Origin of the sequence: Metabacillus sp. YM-086 (assembly GCF_048059995.1) — a bacterium.
Lineage (GTDB): Bacteria > Bacillota > Bacilli > Bacillales > Bacillaceae > Metabacillus > Metabacillus litoralis_B.
In genome coordinates, this window is sequence record NZ_JBLUOI010000017.1 from 60,939 (window position 1) to 73,989 (window position 13,051).

At 38.8% G+C, this 13,051-nt stretch carries 14 protein-coding genes; 4 read left to right on the forward strand and 10 right to left on the reverse strand.

Going from position 1 to position 13,051, the window contains the following annotated elements; genetic code table 11:
• Positions 1–126: 126 nt before the first annotated feature.
• Positions 127–570 carry a GNAT family N-acetyltransferase gene (locus tag ACEWK1_RS10065; RefSeq protein WP_231308642.1) on the reverse strand — a complete coding sequence of 148 codons (444 nt, stop codon included), beginning with the start codon at positions 568–570 and terminating at the stop codon, positions 127–129.
• Positions 571–740: 170 nt separating this feature from the next.
• Between ACEWK1_RS10065 and ACEWK1_RS10070 the strand changes: the two genes are divergently transcribed.
• Both ACEWK1_RS10070 and ACEWK1_RS10075 read left to right on the forward strand, forming a co-directional pair.
• Positions 741–1,592: a hypothetical protein gene (locus ACEWK1_RS10070; RefSeq protein ID WP_098795442.1), complete on the forward strand. Its 852-nt coding sequence runs from the start codon at positions 741–743 to the stop codon at positions 1,590–1,592.
• Between the two features lie 44 nt (positions 1,593–1,636).
• Entirely contained in the window at positions 1,637–2,734 is a 1,098-nt protein-coding gene (locus ACEWK1_RS10075; RefSeq protein WP_416636137.1) for a hypothetical protein, read from the forward strand.
• Positions 2,735–2,811: 77 nt separating this feature from the next.
• On the opposite strand, the gene spoIIR is transcribed toward ACEWK1_RS10075, so the two are convergent.
• The 3 genes from spoIIR to prfA all read right to left on the reverse strand — a co-directional run bounded on the left by spoIIR (position 2,812) and on the right by prfA (position 5,519).
• Positions 2,812–3,465, reverse strand: coding sequence for a stage II sporulation protein R (gene spoIIR / locus ACEWK1_RS10080; RefSeq protein WP_247346674.1), 654 nt, complete (start codon positions 3,463–3,465; stop codon positions 2,812–2,814).
• 127 nt (positions 3,466–3,592) lie between these two features.
• Positions 3,593–4,441, reverse strand: coding sequence for a peptide chain release factor N(5)-glutamine methyltransferase (gene prmC, locus ACEWK1_RS10085; RefSeq protein ID WP_247347039.1), 849 nt, complete (start codon positions 4,439–4,441; stop codon positions 3,593–3,595).
• A gap of 7 nt (positions 4,442–4,448) precedes the next feature.
• Positions 4,449–5,519: a peptide chain release factor 1 gene (prfA, locus tag ACEWK1_RS10090; protein ID WP_121663888.1), complete on the reverse strand. Its 1,071-nt coding sequence runs from the start codon at positions 5,517–5,519 to the stop codon at positions 4,449–4,451.
• A 150-nt stretch (positions 5,520–5,669) separates the two neighbouring features.
• Here prfA and ACEWK1_RS10095 point away from each other — a divergent pair, with 150 nt between their 5' ends.
• The gene (locus tag ACEWK1_RS10095) at positions 5,670–6,056 is read left to right on the forward strand and encodes a VOC family protein (protein ID WP_247346676.1); all 387 of its coding nucleotides are present in this window, start codon (positions 5,670–5,672) and stop codon (positions 6,054–6,056) included.
• Between the two features lie 101 nt (positions 6,057–6,157).
• Here the strand turns inward: ACEWK1_RS10095 and nikE are convergent, their stop codons facing one another.
• Genes nikE through nikA form a run of 5 tightly spaced genes read right to left on the reverse strand, consistent with a single transcriptional unit; the run spans position 6,158 to position 11,283 of the window.
• Entirely contained in the window at positions 6,158–7,054 is an 897-nt protein-coding gene (nikE, locus tag ACEWK1_RS10100) for a nickel import ATP-binding protein NikE (protein ID WP_416636139.1), read from the reverse strand.
• A 17-nt stretch (positions 7,055–7,071) separates the two neighbouring features.
• Positions 7,072–7,890, reverse strand: coding sequence for a nickel import ATP-binding protein NikD (gene nikD, locus ACEWK1_RS10105; RefSeq protein WP_098795435.1), 819 nt, complete (start codon positions 7,888–7,890; stop codon positions 7,072–7,074).
• 15 nt (positions 7,891–7,905) lie between these two features.
• Positions 7,906–8,739 (reverse strand): nickel ABC transporter permease subunit NikC, encoded by an 834-nt coding sequence (gene nikC, locus ACEWK1_RS10110; RefSeq protein ID WP_098795434.1) that lies wholly within the window; start codon positions 8,737–8,739, stop codon positions 7,906–7,908.
• A complete protein-coding gene (gene nikB, locus ACEWK1_RS10115) occupies positions 8,736–9,680 on the reverse strand; it encodes a nickel ABC transporter permease subunit NikB (protein ID WP_416636141.1) in 945 nt (314 codons plus the stop codon). Before nikB ends, nikC begins: the two co-directional genes overlap by 4 nt.
• A gap of 25 nt (positions 9,681–9,705) precedes the next feature.
• Complete coding sequence (gene nikA / locus ACEWK1_RS10120; RefSeq protein WP_416636143.1) at positions 9,706–11,283, reverse strand: nickel ABC transporter substrate-binding protein; 1,578 nt, start codon at positions 11,281–11,283, stop codon at positions 9,706–9,708.
• Positions 11,284–11,685: 402 nt separating this feature from the next.
• Here nikA and ACEWK1_RS10125 point away from each other — a divergent pair, with 402 nt between their 5' ends.
• Positions 11,686–12,201, forward strand: a complete 516-nt coding sequence (locus ACEWK1_RS10125; protein ID WP_231308648.1) for a MerR family transcriptional regulator — start codon at positions 11,686–11,688, stop codon at positions 12,199–12,201.
• A gap of 18 nt (positions 12,202–12,219) precedes the next feature.
• Here ACEWK1_RS10125 and ACEWK1_RS10130 read toward each other — a convergent pair whose 3' ends face one another.
• Positions 12,220–12,654 carry a hypothetical protein gene (locus ACEWK1_RS10130; RefSeq protein WP_231308649.1) on the reverse strand — a complete coding sequence of 145 codons (435 nt, stop codon included), beginning with the start codon at positions 12,652–12,654 and terminating at the stop codon, positions 12,220–12,222.
• Positions 12,655–13,051: the final 397 nt, after the last annotated feature.

A 13,051-nucleotide genomic window follows, 5' to 3' on the forward strand; every position in this document is an offset into this window, starting at 1 on the left:
TTCTTGCCTAAATGTAGAGGTTTAACTCTAGAAAGTATAAAAGAAGACTCACAATAAAACAAGCCTTATCCACAATTTGTGGATAAGGCTGTTATTATTGTGAATAACTATGTGGATATTAGAAAATTAAGAGGATTTCACCATAATCTTTGCATTTGGATCTTCAAGTGAACCACTCATATGATCTAAGGTTAACATTTCATCCGGAATCACATCTGATTCGATTTGGCTAAAGCCCATTAATGCTAGAAAATGTACAGATGCTTCTTTGTTTGTCACAAGGTATAAATTCTCAATTCCCTTTTTCTCTGCTAACGTTTGAATGCTTTGAAAAAGTGTCACAATATGTGCCTGCTTTAGCTTGTCCGAAACAACGAGAGAACGCAGCAATCCATGAGTATTCAGCGGTTCCACCCCAATACAGGCCACAACCTCATGATTACCATCCTCCAACATCACAAAATAATCTATTATACTATCCAAACCTTCTGAACTAAGTCCTGCTTTCTCAATAAAATCTGTTAATCTACCAAGATCCTTTTCCTCTGCTATTTTTAACTGAAATAACATACTTTCACCCCATTTTGTTTTCTCTACTAAACTCTATGAGGAGAAAGCTAGATTTATTCATAGATTTTCTTCGACAAACTTCGGGAAGTGACAGGCACTACCTACATATTCCTACACATCTAACCGAAGAGTATATATGGTGCATTTTTCAACGGAAAGGTGGTGAAATCATGCAATTCCGTCATTTATTATTTGTTGCTTTGGTCAGTTTTGTAGCCTTTGCTTTTCCTGATGATACTTTTGCTAAGGATAACGGTCAGCCTGAGAATAAGAATGCTCAAAATGCTCAACAAAAAGTGGACACGGTAAAAAAGGAAATTTCCAAACCTACTCCATCACCACAAGCAAAACCGGAAAAACCTTTACAAAACAAGGTGGAGAAAACACTTCCGGCTCAGGCAAGTGAAAAGGCTAGTAAAGCTAAGTCACTTCCTGAGAAAGCTAGTGATAAAACGAGCAACACTAAGCAGCTTCCTGAGAAGGCTGGTGATAAGGCAAAACAAGCTGTTAACAAAGTGAAAGAAGAAAAGGAAAAAGCGGTTAACAGCAACCAGCCCTCAGAACAGGCAGAAAAGAAATCCTCTGCTACTGAAAAGAAGGAAGAAACTGAAGTGAAAGCATCTCCACAGACTGTTGTTACTACTACACCTTCTGTTAAAGAGACTACTTCAAACGCTTCCGAAAAAGGTGATGATGTTAAACCTGTCAAGACTAGTAAAGAGGAAGTGAGTGTGGATCCTAAGAAGGAAGATGAACCTCCTGTTAAAAAGGAAAACAATGTTCCAATCAAGGCAGTAAACCCTCACTCTTCTGTTTCTCAGAAATCTTCTGAAGGATCATCAAAGGACAGAACGAGCAAAGGATCCAATGCAAAAAGTACATTTGATAAATTCATAGTAAATGCAGAAGCATACTTGATCGTTAGGCGGGTTCAGCCACTTATTTCTAAGCAGCTCCAGTACCGCAATCAATGGGATCATGCACCTCCATCACCGCCACCACAAGATACTCCTTTTTTCTAAAACTATTGTAAATACATTTTTTAATAGAAAAAGGAGAGAATCATATGTTAAAAATGAATGTGGTAAAAACAGCGGTATTAGCAGGAATTGTTTCAGTAGGAATTTTTGCTGGAGGTCAAATTAGTGAAGCAGCAGGACCGAAAGATGCTAAAGCAGTAAGAACGGTGAAAGTTGTAGAAGCTAAAAAAGTTGAAGTGAAAGCTGGAAAGTCACAGGCTAGTGTTAAAGCTAGCGCAACAGCAAAAGAACATGCTGCTGCAAATTCGGCTGTTCATGGAAAAACGAAAGTAAAAGCTCAAAAAACGGTAGAAGAAGTGCAACCTGAAGTAACGGAAGTGGAACAAACAGAAGCTGTTGAGAAAACAGAAAAGCAAAATAAATCTGCAGCAAACAAAGCAAACTCACAAGCATATGAGAATTCTAGTGACAATGCAAAATTGCATGCAAATAAAAATGCTGCTGTTCACGCTGTAGCTGAAGAAGAAGTGGCAACAGATGTAGAAGAAAATACTTCTGAAGATACAACTGAAGAAGCTACTGATGTTAATGAAGATAGCAAATCTACTGTAGAAACTGATGCAACTGAAGAAGGTACAGATGTTAACGAAGAAATTGAACCGACTGTAGAAGAAGATGCTGCGACTGATGAAGATGCAGAAGAAGCTACTGACGTTAATGAAGATCGTGAAACGACTGTAGAAGAAGATGCTGCGACTGATGAAGATGCAGAAGAAGCTACTGACGTTAATGAAGATCGTGAAACAACTGTAGATGAAGATGCTGTGACTAACGAGGATGCAGAAGAAGCTACTGATGTTAACGAAGAAAACGAGACAATTGTAGAAGACGGTTCAACTGAAGAAGGTACTGAAGAGTCTACGAACGTTAACGAAGATAGCGAAACGACTGTAGAAGAACCTACAACTGAAGAAGCAACGACAGAAACTACTGAAGATGAAGCTAGTAAAACTGTTGAAGTAAATACTTCTAGCAAAAATAAAGCAGCAGCAAAAGCAAACGAACATGCTAGTAACATGGCAAAATTACATGCACATGCAAACTCTGCTGTTCATGCAACAGCTGTGGAAGAAGAAACAGTTGAAGCAGATGAAGAAATCCAAGTTGAAGTAACGGTAGAATAAATCGATCAAAAAAGCCGGAGTAATTATCACTCCGGCTTTTTGGTATTCGACAAACTTCGGGGAGTGACAGGCACCCATCACGAAAACAACCCTTCAAACCACTCAACCAAAAAGAATTTCACTTCTACTTCTTGCTTGTCTTCATCTTCGTCAACAACTAGTGATGCAACTTCTTCTGTTGTTTTGCTCGCTTCGTTTGTTTTTTCTGTTTCTTCAGCTTGTACGGCTTCTCCATTTGAGAAGTCTAGGAAGCATAGTGGTGGGAATAGAACACACCACCAGTTAGCGCCCTTTGCTTCACCTAGGCTGATTAAGATCGCTTCATACTCACCTGCTGGATAAATGAAGTTACCATAAAGCTTTGTTGGAAAGCTTACATCATGATCAAAATCTACTGTATACTCTTGCTCCATGTTTTCTTCCTTTAGTACACGTGCAACGATGTTTTCGATTTCCGGTAGTCTTGATTCTATTAACTCTTCAGCAGCTTCTACTGAAGTTAATTCTGAAACCCACTCTGTGATTTCCTTGTTTACTTCATCGCGAACTTTTCTCTTTAACTCTTGATCTTCATCAGAATTACTATTTGCTAGAATTCGTAAGCGAATCGCTTCATCTGGTATCACTACCGGTTCCTGTGTGCTAGCTTCCACCGGCTCTTTATAAACATTTGCTATTGCCCCAAAGAATAATAAGAATATATATATAAGTGCTAATTGTTGTTTTTTCATTTCCTCACGCCTCCCTTGTAGTAGACAGTATAGTCAGCGTGAGAGATTCTTAAACTATATTTTTGAAAAAAAATAGTTTTATAGTTTTAAAAAGAAGAAACCCCAGTTTTACCAAGGGTTCTACTCCTTAAATTGTCGCAAATACCATGCGATCTTTGCCGTTAATATCGTAAACAACTTCTACTTTCGCCTTTGTCGGAAGTGCTTGTTCAAGAAGAGCCTTAACATCCTTCCCCTGCCCAGCTCCAATTTCAAACGCAATTAACGCTTTTGGATTCAGCAAGCTTATCATGTCATTGATCAGCCTTCTATAAAAATCTAAGCCATCTTCTCCACCTGCCAATGCGCGCATTGGTTCATGATCCTTCACAACAGGTGATAGAGTTTCAATTTCCCAATCTGGAATATAAGGTGGATTTGATACTAAGATATCGATTTTATTTTTAACAGGTTCTAGTAAATCTCCGTGAAGCCACTCGACTTCAGCATGTAGTTCCCTGCTGTTTTGCTGAGCTACTTGAAGAGATTCCTCTGCAATATCAACAGCTGACACACAGAATTTCGGGTTTTCAAGAGCCAAGGTAATTGCGATGGCACCACTGCCTGTCCCAACATCGACAACATTTAGTTTTTGCTCACCATCAAAATGCTCAGAGGCTCTTTGTAAAATCCCCTCCACAAGCTCCTCAGTTTCAGGTCTTGGTATTAATACTTCTTTATTTACGATAAAACGCCTGCCATAAAACTCTTCATATCCAATTAAATATTGAACAGGCTGTCCTTCTGCATGTTTTTTTACATCAACTTGAAATGCTAGGATTTGCTTTTCTGAGAGGACCAGTCTCAAATTAGATAATAATGTTGCCCGATCCATTTCTAAATGGTGCCGCAACAATAATTCCCCTGCATTTTCATCTCTTCCCGCTTCCTTTAAAAAAGAAGAAGCCCAGTTCAGGGCTTCGTACACAAATTTCATCTTTATTTTAATCTTCCGCAGCTTCAAGGCGGCTTGATTGATCTTCAACGATCAGTGCTTCTACAACTTCATCAAGCTTACCTTCTAAGATTTGATCAAGCTTTTGAATCGTTAAACCGATTCGGTGGTCTGTTACACGGTTTTGCGGGAAGTTATAAGTTCGAATACGCTCTGAACGGTCACCAGTACCAACCGCAAGCTTACGGTTTTGATCGTACTCAGCTTGTGCTTCTTGCTGGAATTTATCATAAACACGAGCACGAAGGACCTTCATCGCTTTTTCTTTGTTTTTGATTTGTGATTTTTCATCCTGACACGATACAACAGTATTAGTTGGTAAGTGTGTTAAACGAACAGCTGACATTGTTGTATTAACACTTTGTCCTCCTGGACCACTTGATGCAAACGTATCAACACGAATATCTTTTTCATGGATTTCTACTTCCACTTCTTCAGCCTCTGGTAAAACAGCAACTGTTGCAGTTGACGTATGGATACGTCCGCCTGATTCTGTTTCAGGAACACGTTGTACACGGTGGGCACCGTTTTCAAATTTTAATTTTGAATAAGCACCTTTACCGTTAATCATAAAGATAATTTCTTTATAACCACCAGTACCTGTTGCGTTCGCTTCCATTACTTCTGTTTTCCAGCCTTGCATTTCAGCAAAGCGGCTGTACATACGGTATAAATCAGACGCAAACAATGCAGCCTCATCTCCACCTGCTGCTCCACGGATCTCCATAATAACGTTTTTATCATCATTAGGATCTTTCGGAACAAGTAAAAGCTTAAGACGAGCTGTTAATTCTTCTTCACGTTCTTCTAACTCGGAAAGCTCTTCCTTCGCCATTTCACGCATCTCTGCATCAAGCTTCTCTTCAAGCATTGATTTTGTATCAGAAATTTGCTCACGGACTTCTTTGTATTCGCGGTAAGCTTCCACAGTTTCTTGTAGATCTGATTGTTCTTTTGAATATTCACGTAGCTTTTTTGAATCGTTGATAATATCTGGATCCATTAAAAGCTGATTTAACTTTTCGTAACGGTCTTCTACCGATTGTAAACGATCTAACACACATGTTCACCTCAATTTTCATGCATAACATTATAATTATAGTATAGGTCACAATAAGCGTCAAAAGCAAATTGACTAAATATAGTTCATTATAATATGATTTGTGAAAAACTGTGCTTTTATTACATATTTAGGGAGAGAAGTTAAAATATGAAAATCAAAAAAATCCATCATGTTGCGATTATTTGTTCTGATTATGAAAAGTCAAAAAAGTTTTATACAGAGGTACTAGGGTTTCCTGTTTTATCTGAAGTTTATCGTGAAGAACGGAAGTCGTATAAATTAGATTTGATTGTGCATGACACCTATCAAATTGAGCTATTTTCCTTCCCAGATCCCCCTAGCAGGCCAAATCAGCCTGAAGCCGCAGGATTACGACACCTCGCTTTTGAAGTGGACAATATTGATGAAGCTGTGGATGAGCTCGTAGGAAAAGATGTAGAAGTCGAAGAAATTCGAATCGATCCATTCACCGGTAAGAAGTTTACGTTTTTTAAAGATCCGGATGGATTGCCGTTGGAGTTGTATGAGGGGTGATGTGGGGACAGGTTCCTTGTCCCACATCACCCCTCATACAATATAAAAAAGGAGTGCAAAGTAGGCACTCCTTTTCCTTTTCTATTCTTTGTCGCCAGGATCTATAAGCGGGTCAAGGAACCTGTCCCTCCGTCCCTTCTTTGTCGAAGGATCCTGTACGCGGGACCTGTCCCTTTGTCACCAAACGAGCCGCTGTCTCTGACTGTGCGGTTTCGTGGGTGCTCGGCAAGGATAGAGTTTCTCATTTCCTGAGCGACAGGGTGGTTTGATGTGAAGAATTGAGTTTTGTCGTGGTAGAGTTCTACGAGTTCTCCTTTTTCTAGCAAGCCAATTTTATCGCTAATCTCATATGCAGCTTTTATGTCGTGTGTAATAAAGAGGTAAGATAAGCCAAAGTCTTTTTTTAATTCTTTTAGTAATTCTAAAACAAGTGTTTGATTTACCATATCAAGGCTGCTTACAGATTCGTCTAATACGATCAGCCTAGGTTTTAGGGAGATGGCTCTTGCAATGTTGATTCTTTGCAATTGGCCACCGCTAAATTGGTTCGGGTGTTTTTTCAGGTCACTTTCGCTTAGACCTACTCTTTCTAGCAACTCAATAATCATTCGCTTTTGTTCATTCACCGTTAGCTTTTCATAGTTTTCTAAAGGCTCGGCAATAATGCGTTCTGCCGTCAGTCGAGGATTAACGGAAGAGTAGGAATCCTGGAATACTACTTGAAGATCACGGCGAATTTTATGAAGAGTACGCTTATCAACGTTATAAAGATCATGGCCTTGAAAAAGAATTTCACCTTTTTGTGGTTGTTCTAATCCAAGTATCACTTTACCTAAAGTACTTTTACCAGCCCCGCTTGAACCAAGCATTCCTAAACAGGTTCCTTCTTCAATAGAAAAGGAAATATCGGAAAGAATCTTTTTCGAACGGTCTTTCCACTTAAAAAAGGATTGAGATCCGTAGCTATGAGTTACGTTATTTACTTGTAATAAACTCATTTTTCTCCCCCTCAATCTCAAATGACAGTTTCCTTTACATGTAGTAGTGGTCGTGCATGCAATAGTTTCTTTGTATATTCATGCTGCGGCTCATCAAATAGCTGAAACACATCTGCTTTTTCAACGATTTTACCATTTTGCATGACCGCTACGTCATCTGCCATTTCTGAGATAACCCCCAGATCATGGGAAATCAAAAGAATAGCCGAGCCATATTTAGAGCGAATCGCATCTAAATGATGTAATACTGTTTTTTGATTTTTCACATCAAGTGCAGTAGTTGGTTCATCGGCAATAATAACAGCTGGATGGGTACAAGCTGCAATGGCAATCATCACACGCTGAAGCATACCTCCGCTTAATTGAAAAGGATAGGATTTTAGCAGTTTTGCAGGGTCAGGTAGATTCACAGAGTTCATTGCTTCGATCGCAAGCTCTATTGCTTGTTTTTTATGACAATTTGTATGAGAGCGAATCGTTTCAACAAATTGATGGCCAATTGTAAAAACAGGTGTAAAAGCATTCATTGGGTTTTGCATAATAAACGCGATATCCTTACCACGTATCTTACGCATGTCTTTATCACTCAAACCATTTAATTCACGACCTTGTAATGTGATACTTCCTTCGATTGTTGACGTTTTTTTGTTAAGAAGTTGAAGGATGGACATACTTGTAACGGTTTTACCGCATCCACTTTCTCCAACAAGACCAAGAACACTTCCACGCTTTAATTCAAAATTAAGATCTTGAACTAGAGAAACCTCACTATTTTTCGTTTTTACCTTTACATGTAAATCTTTGACCTGTAGCACATTTGACTGTTCTGTTTCCAACCTTCTCATCCTTTGTTAAAATCTACGTTTTACACCGTAACGCTCTGACAATGCTTCGCCTAATAAATTGAATGTAATGATGACTACCATAATGAACAAGCCCGGATAGAGCATTAATTCAGGATTCGTTCGTATGTACGACTTTCCTTCATGAATCATTGCACCCCACTCTGGTGTAGGAGCCTGAACGCCCAATCCGAGAAACGACATGGCCGATATATCCATTATCGCCCAGCCCATTTCTAATGTTCCCATCACAACAAGCGGTGGAAGGACGTTTGGAACAATATGATTTTTAATAATTTTCCATTGAGAAGATCCACTCACCTTTGCAGCAGCAATAAAGTTCTGCTCCTTTAAGCTTAGGACCATCCCCCGGAACATCCGTGCATAATAAACCCATTGCACAAGCATAATGGCGATAATGACTTGTGTTAGCCCAGGTCCAAAAATACCTACAAGGCCAAGAACAAGGATCAAGTTTGGAAAAGCCATCACTCCATCACAAAACCTCATTAAAACGTGATCAATCCAGCCGCCTTTATATCCTGAAAAGGTCCCGACGATCAAACCAATTAGAATAGATGAGATAAAAATTAAAATGGCAAATCCTAGTGATATACGGGCACCATATAATATTCTTGATAAATTACATCTTCCTAGCTGATCCGTCCCTAAAGGATATTCCCATGATGGAGGCTGTAATTTATTCACTATGTTAACTGCGATTGGATCATTAGGTGCAATCCAAGGAGCAAATATAGCAATGAAGAAAAGAATACCTAAAATAATCGAGCAGATCGGAATTATTTTTTGACTGATGAAAATTTGGCGTATTCTTCTTATCATTGCTTGTAGCCTACTTTCCTGGAAATGCGCGGATCTATCACCATTTGAATCACATCTACTAGTAAATTACTAATAATAAACAAACTTGCTCCAATTAACACATAGCACTGAATCACGGGTATATCACGGTTAAAAATCGCTTCAATAAAATAACGACCAAAGCCTGGCCAAGAAAAAACAGCTTCAACAATAATCGTACCTGTTAGAAGTTTTCCAAGATTCATTCCTAACCCGGTAATCATTGGCGAAATCGCAATTCTCAACACGTGCTTCGCCATGATTGTTTTTTCATTAATTCCCCTCGTTCTCGCGTAGAGCACATAAGGTTCATCCAAATTTTCAAGCACACTGGCACGTAACAATCTTGTATAAATGGCGATTAGCGGAAGAGCCAGAGTTACTGAAGGAAGAACAAGATGCAGCCATGTTCCGGTTCCTTCAACCGGAAAGAGATCGAGCTTTACAGAAAAGAAAAAAATAAAGAGATATCCAAGCCAAAAAGAGGGGATCGATGCCCCTATAAAAGAAAGAAATCTACTAAAATGATCTATCATACTATTTTTCTTTATTCCAGCAAGAAATCCAAGAGGAACACTAACGATTATGGCTATAAAAATACTTCCCAGTGCTAACTGAATAGTAGCCGGAATTCGAGTAATAACCTCATCCCAAACAGGCTTATTCGAAACATAAGATATGCCAAAATCAAGTTGGCATATCTTCATAATAGAATTTACATATTGTATGAAAAATGGCTGATCTAAGCCAAACTCTTGTCTTTTTTGTTCCAAGAGTTCATCTGTTGGTTGAATATGGGCGGCAGTTAAGTAGGCTTCAGCCGGATCTACCGGTGAAAGATGAATCATTCCAGTTGTAACAAGTGCTGCCAAAAGAAAAACCGGAATAATCGAAAACATTCGTTTTAAAATAAAAGTGCCCATAATAACCTCCTGGTACTACAACTTCCTACTTCATGCTAATGTTCGTAAATGGATGCTCATCACGATTAGCAGGGAAAGTAAAGTTCGTTACATCCTTTTGATAAATTGCTGTTTTCTTAATATAAGAAATAGGAATAATCGCTCCCTGATCTTGTATCGACGTTAAGATTGATGTATATAGTTGCTGACGTTGTGCCTCATCAGTTGTCTTAGGAACCTCTGCAATTTGTTTCAAAATTTCAGCTTTGTTTGGATAAGCTGATATTGCCTCATTAAATCCAAACCCTTCTGATGCAACGATGTTTAAGAACGTATGTGGATCATAAGGAGCTCCGTAGTTACTAAAGAAATTAATTTCAAAATTATTATCCTTAAAACGTTGAACCTGCTCAGTTAATTCAACTCCGACAATGTTTAATTTCACACCAATTGCTGCCCATTCTGATTGAAGAACTTCAGCCATTGTTTTTTGAATGAGTTCTGCTGAATCATACATTAGCTCAATTTCAAGGGGTTGTCCATCTTTTTCACGAACCGTTTCTCCTTCAGAAAGCGTCCAGCCCGCTTCGTCTAATAACGATCCTGCTTTTTCTACATCATAATCAATAACAATTGCACCATTGTCTTTCGTATAAGGTAAGTTTGTTGGCAGGATATAGTCTGCTTTTTCTTCATATCCTGACGTAACGCCCTCAACTAAAGCTTCCTTATTAAAAGCGTAGTGTAAAGCTTGACGTACCTTTTCATCAGAAAGCTGTTCTTTTTTCGAATTTATTACAAGCTGTCTTGTTGCAACTGGCTCAGAAATACTAGATTCATAGTTTTCTGTTGATTCTAACTGTTTGAAGGCATCTAAGCTAATTGTCCCTTCTCCATACAGAAGATCGATTTCACCTTTTTCAAACGCAAGCACTCTTGTTTCGGCATCAGGAATAATTTTCACTGTGATTTTTTCTTCTTTTGGAAGCTCGCCCCAGTACTCTTCATTACGCTTGAAAACTGCATATTCATCTACTTTATACTCTTCTAGCACCCACGGACCTGTTCCAACTGGTTCTACTACACCTTTTGATGTATCACCATCCTCAGGAAACCCCGCTTCACCTAAGAATCGAACTGGTCGAACAACGGCTAATTCCTGAATGGTTGGATAATAAGCTTCTGTTAAAGTTAGCTTGAATGTACTTTCATCAACAACTTCAGTTGAAGCAATTTTTGATAGAAACCCTAACCAGCTATGCATATCTAAATGATTTAAAATGGTATCAAAATTCTTTTTCACAACTTCGGCATTAAAGCTCGTTCCATCAGAAAACTTTACACCTTCTCGAAGATGAAACGTATATTCCTTACCATCCTCAGAAATATCCCAAGACTCTGCAAGATGCGGTTTTAGCTCTCCACCTTCTTGATAGCTAACTAATGGTTCATATACCATTGATTGCGCAAATAATTGTGAAGGATTATACACATGCGGATTCATTTCACCTATATCTCTAGGCCAAGCAAACGTCAGCATATTTTCTTCGCCTTTTTCCTCTGAGCCTGCTACTTCTTCACTGCTATTAGCACACCCTAGCAAAACTGAAGATAAAATAAAAATAAAAACTGATAATAATAACCCTCTACGATGATGTAACTTCTTATCCAAAATTCTTTCCTCCCAAACGCAATTGATAATTGTTTTCAATTGTATGAGAAGTAAGGGGAACTGTCAATAGAATTGTGGGAATTTTCTGGGTTGTGGTGCCTGTCACTTCCCGAGTTTTGTCGAACTGTTTGGTTTGGGTGCCTGTCACTTCCCGAAATTTGTCGAACCCTTCACAATATGTAAAACATCCACTTTCTTTGCCGAATTGGTTCTTGTTTTGTCTAATGTGAAGGGAACTTTCTTTTTAGGTCGAAATTCTACTCTAGTAAGTTCCTTAACAATTTCTGTTCTTAGGATTGGCGCAACGAGGAGTTTTGGACTTGTACTTATATCAGTATCAGGGGAGGAGAAAAGATGAGTACAGCTGCTGTTGCAAAGTCACTTGGGGTTTCGAGAAGAACGTTAATGAGATGGGTAGATCAGTTAGATTTGGAGCTAGAGAAAAACGAGCTGGGACACTATCAATTTTCAGATGCAGATATAGAGAGATTAAAACAACTGCAAAACAATCCGACAGTCACCCCAACACCTGCTAATGAGCAAACACGAAAGGGGACTATTACTCAAATGGTATCATTAGATGAAAGCAAAGTAGATTCCTTAACACAAAGGATCGAAGAAGTAGAACGAAAAGTTCAAAGCAAGGCTGATGGAGTCGTATCCTACCAACTTCTTCAACATCGAAGAGAGATGGAAGAATTACAAAGCACAATTAAAAAGCTAGAGCTTCGAATTGAAGAGCTTGAGCAAGAAAAACTTTCGAAAAAACAAGAATTTGGTAAAGATCCTTCTCTTGTTTTTGATCAAACAAAAGCACCAGCGAAGCCATCGCGCAGAAAAGGGTTAATTAGTTCTATTTTAGGTTTTTAAGGGGCGAAATGCCCCCTCTTATTTCTTTTCTACATTTACATCTATTCGATATCTTGGTAAAGCCGTAATCATGTTTTTATGAATTTCCTTCGTTTTCTCCTTCATTTCTTTTTTTGAAAGATCCTCAGTTGTATATACCGTCACATTTATATGGTTTGCATTCATGTTGACTCTTCCTAATGATAAGGTATCGTCATTCATAATTGCCTCTTCTAATTTACTTTGGTCATCCCCTTTGTCGGGTCTTGTTTCTGTTAGATCAATGAAATTTGGGTTTTGGTTTGGAACAAACTGCTCATCGTCGAGCTCTTGGTTATCATATGTGCCATGACCATCCCTCATCAATCTTAACCCGTTTACGTCTTCTTGTTGGGGCTCATAGCGTTCTCCTGCTTGAAACTGGCAGCCTGCCATACAAAAGCAGAGGATAGATAAGATAAGTACCTTTTTCATTTTTTGCACCTCCTAGTTTGTAGGATGCCCGATGATTTTCTTTTCATGAGGGGAAATGAGGACGTATGGGGGTGGATGAAGACCATTTTCCTTCATTCAAGACGCTATGTTGGTCTTCATCTCTCTTATGAAGACCATCTCCCTTCTTTCGAAACGCTGTAATGGTCTTCATCTCTACTATGAAGACCATTTCCCTTCTTTCAAGCCGCTATGTTGGTCTTCATCTCTCTTATGAAGACCATCTCCTTTCTTTCGTAACGCTATAATGGTCTTCATCACCCCTATGAAGACCATCTCCCTTCTTTTGAAACGCTATAACGGTCTTCATCACCCCTATGAAGACCATCTCCCTTCTTTTGAAACGCTATAACGGTCTTCATCACCCCTATGAAGACCA